We start from the raw sequence: 16,975 nt of genomic DNA, 5'->3' as shown, positions 1-16,975 counted from the left end.
ATCTGAAAAACCGTGCGCAACGATTCATGTCGTGTTATCAGCCCCTGAAAACTCGCCTGCAACGCTGCAACGTTCAAGTCCCCAAGCAAACGCAGCCCACCGCCCAAGTGATACGCCGTGCTCTGCGGATCCAATTGCCATAAAAACCAGTGACGCTGCTGTGCATACGAAAGATGTGCAGATTCACTGGTCGGTCGGCGCGGAATGGTAGCTGTTAGCGGTAATGAATCGCTACTTGCTCGAAATCGTTGCGTTAATCGTTGACGCTGCTCCGGCGTCAAGCGCGCTCGTCGGCGCGCAAGATCGTCATTATCTGCCATATCAAAATCTCTGATTTATTCTTCGGCGCGGTGCCTGGTTACGGGGTATTCACGTGTATCAAGCCAAACCAATCACACTATGAACACTCAATTTCATCGAGCAATTTTGCCTCGACCAATGCGGCCAGGCCTGTGATGGTAGGCGATCTGAAGAAATCCGCCGGATGTAGGTCAACGGAAAAACCTGTTCTCACCCTGGATAACAGCTGCACGCCTAGCAGTGAGTCGCCACCCAATTCAAATAAATTGTCGTCCACGCCAACAGCATCTATTCCCAACAGGCTTTGCCAAATTTCCGCAATGCCCTTTTCCAGCTCACTTTCAGGCGATTTAAAGACTGTTTGCAATGCCGGTCTTGGAAATCTTCCTGTTTTGGCCGGGGCGGTAAAGATAAACGGTTGTGCGATCAGATCGTGCTGGGTCTGGCGCAGTCTCGTAGACAAATCAAGTGTTGAGACAATGATCTGCGGCATATTCGGGCCATTCACAATCTGCTCAAATACTACCGCACCTTCTCTGGGAGAAATCCCGACGCCTTCCGGCATTTCCATGTCTGCGGCCATACCGACCTCCCGCCAGCTATCCCAATTGATTGAAATAACCGGATAGGAGGATTCGCGATAAGCAGCATGCGCCACCGCATCCAAATAAGCATTCGCCGCACAATAATCCACCTTGCTAAGACCGCCTGCAATCGTAGCCAATGATGAACATAACAGCATGAAATCGAGCAGATCATCCTTAAATATTGCTTGCAGTGCCTGCATTCCCTGCACTTTTGGCGCAAATACCCGTGCAATCACCTCATCTGTTTTGGTCGACATCAGCCCGCTGCTAACCTCGCCTGCGGTATGAATCACACCATCAATGGCACCGAAATATCGGCGTGCTTTCGTAACAGCCGCCTTTAATTCAGTCAGGTTTGCCACATCAGCATTCGCTACCAGCACCTTGGCACCCAATTTCTCCAACTGCATGATATTTTTTATTTTGCGTCGCAATGAATCTTCTTTGCCGAGCGCAGATAAAACCTCTTGCCAATGCTCACGCGCGGGAATAATAGAACGGCCCAAAAGCACTAAATTTGCTTGCTGAGTTCGGGCCAGATATTCCGCAATCGTCAAACCGATACCGCCGAGGCCGCCGGTAATCAAATAAACGCCTTTCGGTTTGAGTCGGTTTTTTACAACAGCAGGCGGTTGTGCCGGTTCAAAAAATGGAGTCCAGCGGTAGGGTCCGCGGTAGGCCGCCATAGACGTACCGCTATCCGCTTGTAACTCAGCGAGAATTTGTTTTGCCATCCGTATTTGCGCAGCTTCATCCGATGGCTGTAATTCAATGTCGATAATGCGGCAATCCAGATTTGAATATTCCTGTGGGATGACTTTGCATGGCCCCAACAGAAACGCTTGCTCAGGACACAATGTTTCAACACCGGTAACATCCGCCAATTGATTGGTTATAATAGCGATATCTGCCTTTTTACCTGACGGAATAAGCGCCTTGGAATTTTCCAGAGACTTTGCCAGATTGAGCAAACTGTAGAAATTTCTGGTCAAGCTTTCTGCTTCAGATCTAATTTCATTTTCTTCACTTAAACTCCAAAGATGCAAAATATGACCAAGCGTTCTACCTTCCTCACGGATACTCTGAAACAACAAGTCAAAGTCATGTTGCTCGCTAAGGCGAACGGTATAGCTATGCCTACTCTTACGTTGGAATGTTGTCCCTGCGGAAACCACGATAGGATTAACGCCCAGGTACAATAAGCGCTCAATCAAAGCGGCACTAAGCGCATGCGCATCGCTGAAAATTAAATAAGTACTGGCTGTTTCAGGAACAAAGCCTGCAAAATTAATTTTATCGGCGCGTCGCCATGACGGCACGTAGAGCCAATCATTGATTGAATGCGCAGGAATATTTTCCGTTCCTTTTGATCCCGCAGCCGAGTGAGCACCTGATTTAGAAGCGGCTTGTGTATTCGATTCATCGGCTTTAATCCAGTAAGACTGGCGTTCGAATGGATACGTTGGTAATGAAACGCGATGCCGACGCTCATGTGCATAGAATCCTTTCCAATCGATCATCACGCCATTCAACCACAGCTTGCCCAGATTGAGATATAAGTGCTTCTGGGCCAAATGGCCTTTATTAGGATGCGGTAACGACGACAGTATGAGCTGCTCAGGTTTTGCCAGAGGATGGCGTTGCGCCAGCGTTATCAATGTTTCTCCAGGACCGACTTCCAATAAAACTTGTGCCGGGTCGCTCAGCAATTTTTGCAAACCATCGTTAAAACGTACCGTTCCGCGCAAGTGCCGTCCCCAATAACCGGCATCCGTTGCTTCCTGAGGCGTAATCCAATCGCCACTCAGATTAGAGAAAAAAGGAATTTTGGGCGGATGCAGTTTAATCTTGGCAACCATTTCAACAAAAACCGGCAGTATGGCATCCACCATACTGGAATGAAATGCATGTGAAACATGTAAGCGCCGGCTTACAACACCCTTTTCAGTCAGATTTTTTTCCACAACTTCCATCACTGCGATCGGTGCAGATAACACACACAGCGCTGGTCCATTGACCGCTGCCAAATCACACCCTTCGATCACATACGGCGCAAGTTCTGTTTCAGACAGCATAACGGCCAACATCGCGCCGGTTTCCATCTGCTGTAACAGCCGTCCTCGCATAGCAACCAGTCGTAAGGCATCCTCCAAGGAAAACACTCCCGACAGGCAAGCAGCCACGTATTCCCCCACACTATGCCCGATCATCGACGCAGGCTGGACTCCCCATGACATCCACAACCGCGCCAAGGCATATTCAATAACAAACAATGCGGGTTGTGTCGCCTCAGTCTGCTCCAACCGTGACGAGGCGAAAATCCGTGCCTCCACACCCGAGTTCGGATATATCAGTTTGAATAAATCAAAATCAAGGTGCGGTTTTAATAGCTGCAGACACCGATCAAATTCCTCACGAAAAACTGGTTCATGCTGATACAGATCGTGCGCCATATCGACATATTGCTCGCCTTGCCCTGGAAACAGAAAGGTCACAAAGCGATTCTCGCTGGTTACTTTCTGCGCCAGGAAACGATCGGCATCGCGGTTTTTCAGCAACACCACGGCATCATCATGATCACGGCATAGCGCAATCGCCCGATGCGAAAAATGTTTTCTCCCGGTTTGAAGGGTATAAGCGGTATCGGCCAATGGCTGTTTTGGATGCGTAACGATATGATCCTGTAAACGCATCACCGCTTTTTCCAATGCATCGTGACTGCGTGCCGAAATCGTGAGTATCTGCCAGTCGCGCGAAGGACCGGACGGGCTGATGGGCGGCGCTTCCTCAACAATCATGTGTACATTGGTTCCACCAATCCCGAACGAACTGACACCGGCACGGCGTGGCGTCGCACCACTATCCCAGGCTTTACTCACCGTATTCACGTAAAAAGGACTCGAGGAAAAATCGATTTGTGCGTTGGGTTGCTCAAAATTCAAGCTAGGCGGTAAAATCCGATGCTTAAGTGCAAGCGTTGCCTTGATCAAACCCGCCACGCCTGCCGCTGCGTCCAAATGCCCCACATTCGTCTTGACCGAGCCAACACCACAAAACCCTTGTTTGTCGGTACTTTCCCGGAAAGCTTGCGTTAACGCGGCAATTTCTATCGGGTCACCGATGGTGGTACCGGTGCCGTGTGTTTCAATATAGCTGATCGTATCCGCAGAGACGCCTGCAATCGTCTGCGCGGCCAGTATCACTTCCGCTTGTCCTTCAACACTAGGAGCGGTATAACCGATTTTAGCGGAACCATCGTTATTGATCGCCGAGCCTTTAATCACCGCGTGAATGGTATCGCCATCGGCCAACGCATCGGCCAATCGCTTCAATACCACGACACCCACACCACTGCCGATGACCGTTCCCGCCGCTTTCGCATCAAAAGCGCGGCAATGACCGTCCGGCGAAAGGATTGCGCCAGGCTGATAATGATACCCACCTTCATGCAATAAATTAACCCAGGATCCCCCGGCAATCGCCATATCGGCCTCGTAATTGAGCAGCCCGCGGCAAGCGACATGCGTCGCTGCCAGAGAGGTGGAGCAGGCTGTTTGTACCGTAATTCCGGGACCGCGCAAATTGAGCTTATACGCAACTGTGGTCGTCATCGAATCTTTATTGTTACCGTTCATCAGTCCTTGCAGCGAGGAAATATCGTGTTTTCCCGCCATGCGTCCACTGGATAGCAAGTTCAGCATCAGGTAGATATTCACGCCACATCCGGCGTATACGCCGACCAGATCAGCGTATCGCGAGGTATCGTAGCCGGCATCTTCCAACGCTTGCCACGCCACTTCCAGGAACAATCGATGTTGCGGATCTGTTTCAGCCGCTTCCCGGGGCGTATATCCAAAGAAAGATGCATCAAAACAGTCGACATCGCTTAGATGAGCGCCTGCTTTAATGTACATGGGATCCTTCAATACCTCAGCAGATACGCCACGTTCGAGCAATTCCTCGTCGCTAAAGACAGTGATCGATTCAACCCCTTCCCGCAGATTATGCCAAAACGACTCGATATCGTTCGCGCCCGGGAAGCGGCATGCCATACCAATGATCGCAATATCAATTTCCGCGTTTTGCGTTAATTCTTCAGAGTTATCCATCAATGTACCCTCTCTATTTTTTGTTTTCGTTGAATAAACGCGCCACGCTGCCGCTGCGCCCGATCCCGATGGCGTTGCAAGGATGCATGCCCCGCGCTGCTGTCCCCTTGGCTCAAAAATTTTGCCAAGCTTGCAACCGTGGTGTATTTAAAAAGATCGACAATGGCGATTTGTACACTTAAATGCGCCTCCAATTTTTGTTTAACTTTGATCAGCAGTAGCGAATGCCCGCCCAAATCAAAAAAATTGTTATGTAATCCAACCTGGGGAATCCCTAAGATATCAGCCCATATTTCCGCAACAGTCATTTCTATTGCGTTAACAGGCGCCTCGTAGTCCGATTTGTCAAACTGTTCGGGAGAAGGCAACGCTTTACGGTCTATTTTGCCGTTGGGATTGAGTGGTAATGTATCCAGGAAAATGAACAGACCGGGGATCATATAATCGGGCAGCGCATTACCCAATGCCGCCTTTAATAGCAATGGATTAAGCTGGATGTTATGATGCGCCGTCAAATAGGCGACTAAACGCATCCCATTGCGCCCTTCATGAGCAACAACGACAGCTTCGCGCACATCCGCCTGGACGTGCAACTGTGCTTCGATTTCCCCCAATTCGATACGAAAACCGCGAATCTTGATCTGATGATCAATACGACCGAGATATTCAAGTTGCCCATCGTTGCGCCAACGCACTAAATCACCTGTGCGATAGAGACGGCCTCCAGTCTGACTAAAAGGATCGGAAACGAAACGCTCGCTAGTCAATGTGGGTCGATCATGATAGCCGCGCGCCAATCCCTCACCGCCTACATAGAGTTCTCCGGTCGTACCCGCAGGTGCGAGATTGAGCTCGGTATCCAGAACATATAGATTGCGGGCGCCCACAGGCCGGCCAATCGGTGCATGATCGCCTTCGATCTGCACCTCAGTATTTTCACTCGCATGAATCATCCACGCCGCCGGTGTTATCACCGTTTCAGTCGGACCATACGCGTTTACCAGCCTGACACCTTGAAACATTGCCTGCGCAGCGATCACATCAGCGGCGTACCATGCCTCGCCGCCTGCAATACAGGTGCGTACGGCATGTTTTTTGCCTGCCATCAGCGGTAACAACATGCGTAAATAGGCGGGAGGAAGATGCAGAATGGTTATCCGATGTTTTTCGATCAGTTCCACGAAACCCTCGCCTGCCAAATCGCTGGTGGAAGAGAGCACGAGCGTGGCGCCCTGAGTCAGAGGAGTAATCCATTGTTCTGCCGCCGCATCAAAATTCATCGAGAAAAACATCAATTCCCGATCGCCGGGCTGCACATCATAAATTTTCTGAATCGCCATCAAGTGCATCGCTAAAGAGCCATGTGCGACGGGCACGCCTTTGGGGCGACCGGTAGAGCCGGAGGTATAAATAACGTAAGCCAAATTTTCACCGTGCAATTCGATCCCGGGATTTTCCCCCGCTTCATTGCTGAGATTGAGCGCATCGAGTTCCAGTATTTCCACCCCTTCTCTATGCGGGATCCTTGGTTTGATATGCGTTTGTGTCAGCAATAACTGAATGGCACTGTCTTCAATCATGTAATTCAGGCGTTCCAGCGGATACTCCGGGTCCAGCGGAACATAACCGCCACCCGCTTTCAAGATCGCCAGAAGGCCCACTATCAATTCGACGGAATCACGCTCGATAGCGATGCCGACACGCATTTCCGGCTTAATACCCAAACTGATCAGATGATGTGCCAGCCGATTTGCCTTGCGATTGAGTTCCGCATAACTCAATTCCATGCGTTCCGAGATGATCGCCGCCATTTGCGGATATTTATTTGCCTGCTGTTCTATCAAATGGTGAACTGGTTGGTTAATCGCGGTACACGGCGCATTACTTCCCCAAACTTTGAGCTGATCCTTGTCCTTATCACTTAATAGATCGATCTCACCGATTGCCGTTTGCGGATACGCCGCCAATGTTTGCAGAATGCGGATAAAGTGATGCGCCAATCTTTCAATCCCATCCGGTTCAAACAATTCAGCCGCATAAATGAAACTGGCACTGACACTGCCATCGGGCAATTCGATCGTTTCCAGCCTTAATTCCAATTGCGCTGCTTGCTCAGGCAGAATGTAATCGGTAACCGTCAATCCGGAAAGCTGTTGCAGCATCCGGTAATCTTTCTGCAGATGATTGATGGTCACCTGAAACAGCGGGTTATGGCGCAAATCCCTTTGTGGATGCAGCACTTCGACCAACTGCTCGAACGGTAGATCCTGGTACGTTTGCGCAATAAGCGCATCTTCCCGCATCTGCTGCAAAAGTTCGGCAAGCGGCATACGACCATACAATTGACCACGCAATACCTGGGTATTGACGAAAAAACCGATCAAGCCAGACGTTTCAATACGATTGCGATTGGCGATCGGCACACCCACGCGAATATCCTGCTGTCCCGTATGGCGAAACAGTAATACTTGAAACGCAGTCAACAACGTCATAAACAGCGTTGCCCCACGCTCAAATGCCAATTGACGCAGCTTTTCCAATACACCCGGCGGCAAATCTAAACGATAACGTGCCGCCGGATAACTGGTGGCGGGCTGCCGTGGATGATCAACCGGGAGCATCAAAAGCGGATGTTCATCGCCTAAATAGTTTTGCCAGTGGGCAAGCTGCCGGTCTTTTTCGCCCGCTTCCAGCCAATTTTTCTGCCAGAGCGTATAGTCTGCGTATTGAATAGGCAAATGATCAATACCAGCGGTCTTCCCCTGTACATGTGCCTGATAAAATGCTGCAAATTCATTCAGCAGGATTTGCACCGAGACACCATCCGAAATGATATGATGCATAATGATGGCCATAATATTTTCACTTTCCGTTACCCGAATCAAAGCAATCCGCAGCAATGGGCCTTGCGTCAGATCAAACGGTATGGAAGTAATACGCCGTGCTTCCTCTGCAGCACGTTGTTCGCGCTGTGAAGCGACCAAGTCCAGTAAATCGATATCGGTAATAGTTAACGGCGATACCGGTTGAATCACCTGTTCAGCTGAACCTGCCGCATTGGTACGAAAAACCGTGCGCAAAGATTCGTGCCGCTCAATCAAATCCTGAAAACTCGCCTGAAATGCTTGCTTGTCCATCGCACCTGATAGCCGCACGGCATGCTGAACATGATAGGCGGTGCTAAACGGATCGAGTTGCCACAGAAACCAAAGACGCTGCTGCCCGTAGGATAAAGGTAATGCGCTGATTTTATCTTTGCCGGGCAATATGCGGCTGTCAGTAACCGGTTGAGAAGCGTTTACTGACAACAGGTGTTTAATTTCCGCTGCACATTCATGCAAGCGCGGATACTGAAATAAACTGCGTGGTGTAAATGGGATGTGCCACTGATCGGCAATACGCGCCACAACCTGGACAACCTTGAGTGAATTGCCACCAATGGCAAAAAAATGATCCTCACGTCCCAATCCGTTGCGATTCAATACCGTTTCCCAGATAGCAGCCACTGCAATTTCTGTTTCATCCAGCAACGCTTGCGAAGACGGTTTGCTTCCACCCAATACGAAATGACCGTATTCGTAAATAGCATAAACGTCCAGTGTGCGCTCGCGCCATCCTTGGCGACACGCGGAACGCTGCAATTTGCCACTCGACGTCTTGGGCAGCGCCCCCGGATTGAGCAATACCACCACCGACAAGGATTCGTGACAGTTTGCACTGACCGCTTCACTGAGCACCTCCACCAGCGTTTCGGCGGGAACAAGTTTCTGCATGCTGCGCGACACTTCGACTGCGATACCGATACCTTCGCTTTCGTTATGCTCGACTGCAAATGCGGCCACGCGCCCTTTACGCACGGCTTCGACCTCTTCCTCGATGACCAGCTCAATATCCTGCGGATAAATATTTTGTCCGCGAATGATGATGAGATCCTTGCGCCGTCCCATAATGTACAACTGCCGTGCATGAATAAAACCCAGATCACCGGTACGTAACCAGCGTCCGCCGTCATGATCCAGGAAAGTTTCTGCGGTTTCCTGCGGGCGCTGCCAGTAGCCGCAGGCCAAACTGGGGCCATCCGCCCATATTTCTCCGACATGACCATCCGCCAATGGTGTCAGCTTTTCCGGATCAAAGATTTTAATCGCATGATTCGATGCAGGAAAACCGCATGCAACAATCGGAATTCCCTGTACCGCCATTTCCGCTTTGCCTTGTGCAAGCAATTCGGAAGAAAATTCATGCGCTTTCATCCCATCTCCGCGCACCCCGCCGGTAACAAATAGCGTCGCCTCAGCCAAGCCATAGCAAGGATAAATAGTGCCCGCCGGGAAACCAACGGATTTGAAACGCTCAATAAACGCCAGCATGGTGTCTCTGCGCACGGGTTCCGCGCCGGAAAAGGCAACACGCCAGCTAGACAAATCGAGTCCTGATAATTGCGAACTTCTCACTCGCTCGACACAGAGTTGAAAAGCAAAATTGGGTGCACCACTGACAGTAGCGCGATAATGCGAAATGACCTCGAGCCAACGTACAGGTCTTTCGATAAAAAATTTGGGAGTCATCAGTATTGCCGGAATGCCGCGATGTATCGGTTGCAAGAGTCCTCCGATCAATCCCATGTCGTGATACAGCGGCAACCAGCTCACGAAGATGTCGTCAGCATTGATTGACATGCCCTCTTCAAATGCCCGAGCATTCACCACCAGATTATGATGACTGACCATCACGCCTTTAGGCGTGGAAGTCGATCCGGAGGTATATTGCAAAAAAGCAATCTCATCGTTCTGTGGTGTATAAGCGCGCCATTTTGACGCACTACTCTTTTCTACCGTGTCGACTGTCAACACATCAACACCGGCTAACTGCGTTATCGCTGCATCGTTGATCAGCGGCAAATTTCCGCTGGTGGTGATAATGCACTGCGCCTTGGCATCCGAGGCAATTGCAAGCAGCCTTGCCAAATGCTGCTCGCGTATCGATTCCGGCGGAAAAACCGGTACCGCGATGACGCCGGCATAAAGACAGGCGAAGAAACCGATCACATAGTGTTCATCGTTATCCATCAGCAATAATGCGCGCTCACCCGGCACAAAACGATCTTGCAAAACGGCAGCGAGTGCTCTGACTTGCAAATCAAGCGTGGCATAATCCAATCGCCTGCCAGCAAATCCATCTCCGTCTGCATCCACGACAATCAACGCAGTGTCTGCCGGACGTTCATGCGCCAGTGCTTGTAGATGCACAACGATGTTATCAGGGTATCTGCGCGATGGAATCAATCTTGTACTCATTATTTACACCTAATCAATTTACATTCATTGATACCAGTAAATTCTCTACAATCCGAACGTGAAGTTCGTGTTTCATTACTTCTGTATATAATTCTCATTTGGATCAGGTACATTTGGAAACACAAGATAGGAAGGGGTGGCGTTCTACCTCCAGCTTGCGATGTTTTGTCAATGCCAGTGCCGCCACATAGTGAATGGGTGCATCAATCGACCACGCTTTAACTTCTGCCCATTCGGTTTGATCATGCATCACATGGTAACTTCCGTCATGATCAGGTAACACCGTAATGGCTTGCAGATATTCGGCAACGCCGAACCCTAGCGCCTTCAATACAGATTCCTTGGCTACCCAGAGATCAATGAAATTTCTATTTGACCAGACTCTCCGAACACGCTCCACTGGGGAAAGTACATGAGTACACAGATTACTGACATCTCTATGACGATATTCAATATCAACTCCAATTTCTCCTCGGATAGATAATGCAATCAATGCAAAATCGCCTGCGTGGGAAACATTAAACTCGACACCGTAAAAAGCTGATAGTCGAGGTTTACCAAACTTGTCTAATTCAATCTGAATGTCATGAGGTGATGACATCACACGTTCTGCCAGCAGACGACGCAATGCCGCTCGTGTCACAATGCTGCGAATCCGATCTTCGTGTTGGTGAAAGCGCTGTGTACGCATCTGCTCGTCCATACTCAGTAACAGCCAATCATCCATGAGTTGCGTTGAGTGAAAATCAAATTTGAGTAACCAAACCTCAATGCCAGCAGGCACGGTTCTAGGCAGATGCAAGCGTTGCACTGAGCACCTCAATCCGACTTTCCATCAAACGTTTTTTCAACACAAACATAAACCAGTCTTCAGACTGACGAAGAAAAAAATGCCCTCCATCAAACCAATCCAACGTGAATGCTTGCGTACTTTCCAATCGCCAGTCATTTAACCTTGTGGCACTAATCTCATCCGCACGCCCACCAAAGCTGTGAATTGGAATTGGCAAAGGTGGTAATTGAGCGTATTCAAAACTTCCACAAACACGATAATCCACCCGCAATAAATCCAGTGTCATTCTCAGCAATTCCTGGTTCCCAAACACTTCTTCTGGCGTACCGCCCTGTCTACTTAAATCCGCTATTAATGCGGCATCGCTCTGCATATTGTGGTAACGCTGACTATCTTGACGACTTGGCGCCGCACAGCCCGATACCAACAGTGCTATAGGCATGGATGATCGACGAGTGCATAAACCCTGAGCGACACCATAAGCAAGCAAGGCGCCCATGCTGTGCCCAAAAAGAACATATCGTTCGGGCAGTGTGGGTACAAGCTCATCGCACAGACTTTGTGTCAGTGCCGCGTAACTTTCTGTGGGAAGCTCATCCATTCGACTGCCACGACCTGGTAATTCAATCGGTTCCACTGTTATCCAGGAAGGCAATAAGCGTCGCCAGCGTAGATACATCGTTGCACTTGCACCTGCACATGGCAAACAAAAAAGTGTTAAGGGTTTTTGCATCGCTGCAGCGTACTAAACGTGATTGTCCATGAATCGTCTCAAGCTGAGTGGACGCATATCTGTCCATACTTTCTCGATATGATCCAGGCAGGTTTTCTTGTCGCCTAACACACCGGTATCTTTCCAGCCACCCGGAACAGCTTTCCACTCCGGCCAAATAGAGTATTGCTCTTCATGATTAACCAACACACGAAACACGCCATCTTCACGATCAAAGCAACTCGTCATAGTCAACACCTCAAATTTACAGGGTAATAAGTTTTGAATTCTCTTTAATAAGAATGCTTCTTATTCAGAGTAGACGAATCGGCTTATGAAGAATACAAAAAAACAGCAAAAAAATTGTAGATGACTCTTCTCTTGGGGAATATTACTGATTACTTTTCTCCATACCTCAAAGTGGATTCAGCGCAGCTGCAGCAGTTAACCCCAGCCAGTAATCAACACTCAGTAGACTTACTTAATCCATCTTTTTCAAAAAAGCACTTCTACAATGGTCCGTTGCCTCATGAATAAGGATGTTTGCTAATGAGGTAGAGATATTCAGTTCATCTGCAATCATTCGATGTGTATACCCCTCTATTCGATAAAGCATAAAAACCCGCTTTGTACGTTCAGGGAGCTCAGCTAATGCTTTTACCACCAGCGCTAGATGCTGACGATTGATTGCATTAGCTTCAGGCATTTCTGTCAAAGTCTGGACGTATAATCCTTCCTCCTCTGTTCCAAACAGTTCTGTTTCAAATATACCTCGTCGGTAGTGGTCAATAGCTAAGTTACGTACGATTTGAAATAGGTAAGCCAACGGTTGCTTTATATTCTGCGTGGCCGACACTTCGGTTACTTTAATATAAGCATCTTGTACGATATCATCTGAAATATCCCAATCTCCTAAGATCTTGTATGCAGCTCGACGCAATTGCATGCGATTAATAATGAACAATGTATTGAGTTCTTGAGTCCACTTTTCTACAGGCACCATCATGATATTTATAATTTATTGATAATTATTTTTTAAAATATTTACTTGATATATCGCTGCAACATGTCACACCTACCCATAATTTGCCTTCAGATGCTTATGGCCCATGAACACCTAACCACCAACTTCGTCTGACAGTCATGCATTAAATTTATATAAACAAATCAATAGCTAATCCGCCACCTCCTTCAATCGCTCGATAACATCATCTTTCAAATTCACTTGACCTGATGATATTTGGGTAAGTGCTGAGGCAAAACTGGAAATACCATTTCCTTTGGTCAGTACAGCCCATAAAGCACCTGCAATATCCCCGTGTACAAAACATTTTTTCCACAAATTGAGAGCTTCAGTATCTGTTTTGGCTGACTTAAAACCTACCAAGGAGATTTGATACTTTAAGTCGAGGTGCTTTTTGTATGGCTTCAGAAACACTATTCCGCGTAGCGATGTGATCCATTACTTCGATAAGCAGAGAAGAAACACCGTTTAGCGATACGTTAAAATGATATCGCTGGGCAAAACCCACCAATTCAACTAATCGGTAATAGGTTGTTCACAACTGGAAATGCTAGTACAGGCCGATACGCTAACGTAGGAAAAAAATCATACCCAGCGAAGCGCCGGTATTTGATACACCAAAACTCACACACAAGTACGCCGGTTATGGGATCTTTTAGAAGAGTGATGCTGATATTGTCTTGCTTGTGTAGCCTGCTGTAAGGTGAGATGGCGTGGCAATTCCCAGCGTCATAAGTTTCAAAGTCATTGCTGCACTTGGGTTCTTTGCAATCGTAGCGAAGTTTGAATTCAACCAAACTAAAGCTAGTTGGGAATTCAATAATTGAGCACTCAGTGACAGATAATTTTGTAGTGCTAGATTGAGTACCACATACCGCAAATAGTATCGATGCCGAGCACAGATTCGGAACCCATGACAAGCGGTAACTTCCATCTTCTACTAATTCCTTCCTTGCACGCATAGAGCCATCTCCTAATCATGAAGTGATGGCTGGCTGACAAGAGAGATAGAAACTTTGTTGGCTGGCTACGATGCGCTTTCTTGCGATGAAGAATATGCAGATCATTCTGCTATTACATATATCTCTGCTCATACATAATATTTCTATGTGAGCAAAGATATTTCATGACAAAATCTGGCGCTTTTTATATATCATTTCAACCTTAATGATAATGATTGTCATTTACTTTGTAAATAGAGACACTTCATAAATCCTGATAGAATCGTAAGTAGCACATCCATTTACAGCTTTATCCACAGATTTTGTGGATAAATTTTCGTACTGATTATGAGTGTTGAATCACCCCGGTTTTTCCGGAGGCTTTTAGTGTTAGGTCAAACCGCATTAACTGACTCTTCCTGTTGGCGAGAAAGCGCAGTTTATGCATAATAAATGAGCACTTACACAAAATTATTTATACTCCCCTGGATCGTCGGCAAGTTCCACACGCAACCATCAAAAGTTGTACTTCGAATTTGAATCCGCCTATCGTGAAGTCTTTCACTTTTCCTAAAGAGAATAGCTCATCACTTGGTTTGTCAATTTCTGCGACATGCTCCAGAAGTTCAAGTTACCGTACTGCTACTTACTGTAAATTTCTCAAAATTTCTGCCCCTACGTTAATATCAGTTGTCTCACATGAGTGAGTTTGGCCGACATTCTCAACGACAGGTACTTTTATTTGATTACCACATTCTCGGAAAAGAATATCTATCGTGGTTGATTTCTGTTGCAGAGGAAGGTCCCCGGTTACCGTTGCCAAGTTCTGCGAGATATCTGATATGATCCCATCTCCTGCTTGAAAATCAACCAAGCTGGATAAAGTAGGTTGCCCCGTTCCAATGATCGAAATATACGATACATTGGTTGGAAGGGGATGAGTGGCCACGTCATTAAGTGCATTCAGAGCCGAGCTGTTGGGCTGTAAATCCTTGATTGCAACACTGTTCGAGTCGATACCCCCAGGCAAAAGATCGCAAATACCGACCTTGTTGAAAAGGTCGAAAATATCGAGGTTAACGTGACATGCCTCGGCCCAAAAACTCCCTTGATGTGGAGTCCCAATAGTGATGAGTTTCGCAACATCTTCCCGATATGGAATTGTCGTTGTTGCATCGAACACGCGCGCTAATCCTTGCAGATATTCTCTTGCAGCAAGACCACCTAAGCTATGGCCAATCAGAAGAACCTTTGTTGCGCCGGGGTTTTTATCTAAAACTGCCTGAATGATTTCTGCCAGCTCACTTCCCAGAACATCAAGAAATAACCCCTGATTATCAGAGAAATTTAATGTGTAGAAGTCGCCAGCGTTACCCGTACACCCAGTAACTAGGTTTGGGTCTGTCGGGCAGTTCATATTAACTGTTTTTGTATCCGGATTGTAAGTAGGTATTCCGCCGAATACCCAGCCAGCATTATGTATTAGATAGTCTCGATAGGATGCCCATGTGTCTGCGGAAGAGGCCAAACCATGAATAAAGATGACGGGATACGGCCTCGCTCCACACCCCGCTTCTTTCAGCAAAGCGGATAAATCGCCTATATCCTTGGGTGAGACATCGCTCGGCCCCTGATAATACACATGGTTGTCGGCAGAGGAAACGCCCACATAAGCATTGGTGTCGGAGTAATAGCGATAGGTATAGGGCGCAGATAATTGCACACCTGACATCAACGGTGAAAACAGATTAGGGTAGAAAGTTTGTGCCCAGTTCAGCAAGCACTCTACATTAGATGGCGTTGCAGTATCCTCTCTCACCGAGGAGTCAATGGCTGCTGCTGTGTTGCAAATCGTCATTAAAAATATTGCTCCTAGTGCATGCACTAGCAAGGAATCGCTTCTGCGCTGTAGACTGTTCATAGTATTCCCCCACCCAAGTAAAGAAATAAGATAACCATAAAATTAAACACAGTCTGTACGACAGTGCACACAACAAAACAGCTGCTAAAGCAAAAATTCCAACTGTTAAGTTTTGTTTAGTGACTTACAGCATCGTCAAATTCTCGTCATCGCGATGATACGATTATTTTTCCGAGACACTGATGAATGCTTACCGTTATACTATAGAACCCTTAATCTATAGCTGGAGAAAAATGAATCTTGATCGTGTTGGCTCCGGAACTGATATTCCGAACGACTTTAATGTCATTATCGAAATTCCGATGAATGCGGATCCCATCAAATATGAAGTCGATAAAGAAACCGGTGCCATGTTTGTGGATCGTTTCATGTCAACTTGCATGCATTATCCCTGTAACTATGGCTATATCCCTCATACCTTATCGGACGATGGTGATCCTGTGGATGTTTTGGTGATATCGCCAGTACCGCTGATCACCGGCGTTGTGGTACGTTGCCGCCCTCTCGGGATGCTGAGAATGTCTGATGAAGCAGGAGAGGATGCGAAATTGCTGGCAGTGCCCATCAACAAATTATGCAATCTTTATCAGGATATTGAGTCTTGCGAGGACTTACCGCAACTGACTCGTTCTCAAATTGCACATTTCTTTGCGCATTACAAAGACTTGGAAGAAGGCAAGTGGGTCAAGATTCAAGGGTGGAATGGCGTTGAATCAGCAAAATCGGAGATCCTCGCTGGCATACAACGCTTTAATTCAACCATCAATAAACCAATGTTCTAGCAGAAAACTAACAGGTCAAAAATGCTCGTTTATTACGCATAAGCCACATTTTCTCGCCTGTTTTTGACCAGTATCGACTGCCTTGAAAACGTTCGAGGCAGTCTACCAGTTAATTGCAATAACCAACCATCCGATTATGCTGACCTATCAGCTATTTCTTCATCCAATTGATTAATACGATCTCCACTAGAAACACAATCAATCCAAGTACTAACCAATTTCGCCCTGCTTTCCTTGCATCGGGATGATCCTTTTTGAGATAGGTGTATCCCATGGCTACACCTACGACCGGGAAAATGATCGTGCCGATAATAATGGCAATGTTGACTCCCATTGAAACCGCCGGTTTTTCTTTATCCGCTGCATGTGCTGGCTTCTGCGCGCTCACCGTTGAAGTATCCGATGCTTGAGTTTCACTTTGAATGGTTTGCTCATTATTTTTCTGTTGATTGGTATCCGCACTAACGTATGGTTTAGTTAACAAATTCTCGTGACAATGGATGCAAGAT

The 16,975-nt window shown here is 47.4% G+C and carries 11 protein-coding genes; 1 reads left to right on the top strand and 10 read right to left on the bottom strand.

The genetic code is table 11. From position 1 onward, the window contains the following. From C8R34_RS14330 to C8R34_RS14290, 9 genes are all read right to left on the bottom strand, one after another. Window positions 1–320: condensation domain-containing protein (locus C8R34_RS14330; protein WP_146207590.1), on the bottom strand; the 320-nt coding region annotated here is incomplete at its 3' end. Window positions 321–397: 77 nt separating this feature from the next. Beyond that, window positions 398–4,996 carry a type I polyketide synthase gene (locus tag C8R34_RS14325; protein WP_110341736.1) on the bottom strand — a complete coding sequence of 1,533 codons (4,599 nt, stop codon included), beginning with the start codon at window positions 4,994–4,996 and terminating at the stop codon, window positions 398–400. Further along, window positions 4,996–10,293 carry a non-ribosomal peptide synthetase gene (locus C8R34_RS14320; protein ID WP_110341734.1) on the bottom strand — a complete coding sequence of 1,766 codons (5,298 nt, stop codon included), beginning with the start codon at window positions 10,291–10,293 and terminating at the stop codon, window positions 4,996–4,998. Before C8R34_RS14320 ends, C8R34_RS14325 begins: the two co-directional genes overlap by 1 nt. 103 nt (window positions 10,294–10,396) lie before the next feature. Next, the gene (locus C8R34_RS14315; RefSeq protein ID WP_110341732.1) at window positions 10,397–11,104 is read right to left on the bottom strand and encodes a 4'-phosphopantetheinyl transferase superfamily protein; all 708 of its coding nucleotides are present in this window, start codon (window positions 11,102–11,104) and stop codon (window positions 10,397–10,399) included. After that, on the bottom strand, window positions 11,082–11,819 hold the full coding sequence (locus C8R34_RS14310; RefSeq protein ID WP_110341730.1) for a thioesterase II family protein: 738 nt from the start codon (window positions 11,817–11,819) through the stop codon (window positions 11,082–11,084). The genes C8R34_RS14315 and C8R34_RS14310 overlap by 23 nt, the downstream gene beginning before the upstream one ends. Window positions 11,820–11,831: 12 nt before the next feature. After that, entirely contained in the window at window positions 11,832–12,047 is a 216-nt protein-coding gene (locus C8R34_RS14305; protein WP_110341728.1) for an MbtH family protein, read from the bottom strand. A gap of 232 nt (window positions 12,048–12,279) precedes the next feature. Further along, complete coding sequence (locus C8R34_RS14300) at window positions 12,280–12,804, bottom strand: sigma-70 family RNA polymerase sigma factor (RefSeq protein WP_258364516.1); 525 nt, start codon at window positions 12,802–12,804, stop codon at window positions 12,280–12,282. Window positions 12,805–12,972: 168 nt separating this feature from the next. Further along, window positions 12,973–13,236 (bottom strand): hypothetical protein, encoded by a 264-nt coding sequence (locus C8R34_RS14295; RefSeq protein ID WP_110341726.1) that lies wholly within the window; start codon window positions 13,234–13,236, stop codon window positions 12,973–12,975. A 1,173-nt stretch (window positions 13,237–14,409) separates the two neighbouring features. Next, complete coding sequence (locus C8R34_RS14290; protein ID WP_258364515.1) at window positions 14,410–15,621, bottom strand: alpha/beta fold hydrolase; 1,212 nt, start codon at window positions 15,619–15,621, stop codon at window positions 14,410–14,412. A gap of 296 nt (window positions 15,622–15,917) precedes the next feature. Here C8R34_RS14290 and ppa point away from each other — a divergent pair, with 296 nt between their 5' ends. After that, on the top strand, window positions 15,918–16,466 hold the full coding sequence (ppa, locus tag C8R34_RS14285) for an inorganic diphosphatase (RefSeq protein ID WP_110341722.1): 549 nt from the start codon (window positions 15,918–15,920) through the stop codon (window positions 16,464–16,466). Between the two features lie 151 nt (window positions 16,467–16,617). On the opposite strand, the gene C8R34_RS14280 is transcribed toward ppa, so the two are convergent. Then, the gene (locus C8R34_RS14280; protein ID WP_110341720.1) at window positions 16,618–16,950 is read right to left on the bottom strand and encodes a hypothetical protein; all 333 of its coding nucleotides are present in this window, start codon (window positions 16,948–16,950) and stop codon (window positions 16,618–16,620) included. Between the last annotated feature and the right edge of the window lie 25 nt (window positions 16,951–16,975).

Origin of the sequence: Nitrosomonas sp. Nm84 (assembly GCF_003201565.1) — a bacterium.
Classification (GTDB): Bacteria; Pseudomonadota; Gammaproteobacteria; order Burkholderiales; family Nitrosomonadaceae; genus Nitrosomonas.
The sequence above is the reverse complement of the archived record's forward strand: the minus strand, read 5'-3'. Positions and strand labels throughout refer to the sequence as shown.

Coding starts and splice junctions, on each gene's coding strand:
- C8R34_RS14325 (WP_110341736.1), bottom strand. CDS start 4,996: ATGGATAACTCTGAAGAATTAACGCAAAACGCGGAAATTGATATTGCG.
- C8R34_RS14320 (WP_110341734.1), bottom strand. CDS start 10,293: ATGAGTACAAGATTGATTCCATCGCGCAGATACCCTGATAACATCGTT.
- C8R34_RS14310 (WP_110341730.1), bottom strand. CDS start 11,819: ATGCAAAAACCCTTAACACTTTTTTGTTTGCCATGTGCAGGTGCAAGT.
- C8R34_RS14305 (WP_110341728.1), bottom strand. CDS start 12,047: ATGACGAGTTGCTTTGATCGTGAAGATGGCGTGTTTCGTGTGTTGGTT.
- C8R34_RS14300 (WP_258364516.1), bottom strand. CDS start 12,804: ATGATGGTGCCTGTAGAAAAGTGGACTCAAGAACTCAATACATTGTTC.
- C8R34_RS14290 (WP_258364515.1), bottom strand. CDS start 15,621: ATGACGATTTGCAACACAGCAGCAGCCATTGACTCCTCGGTGAGAGAG.
- ppa (WP_110341722.1), top strand. CDS start 15,918: ATGAATCTTGATCGTGTTGGCTCCGGAACTGATATTCCGAACGACTTT.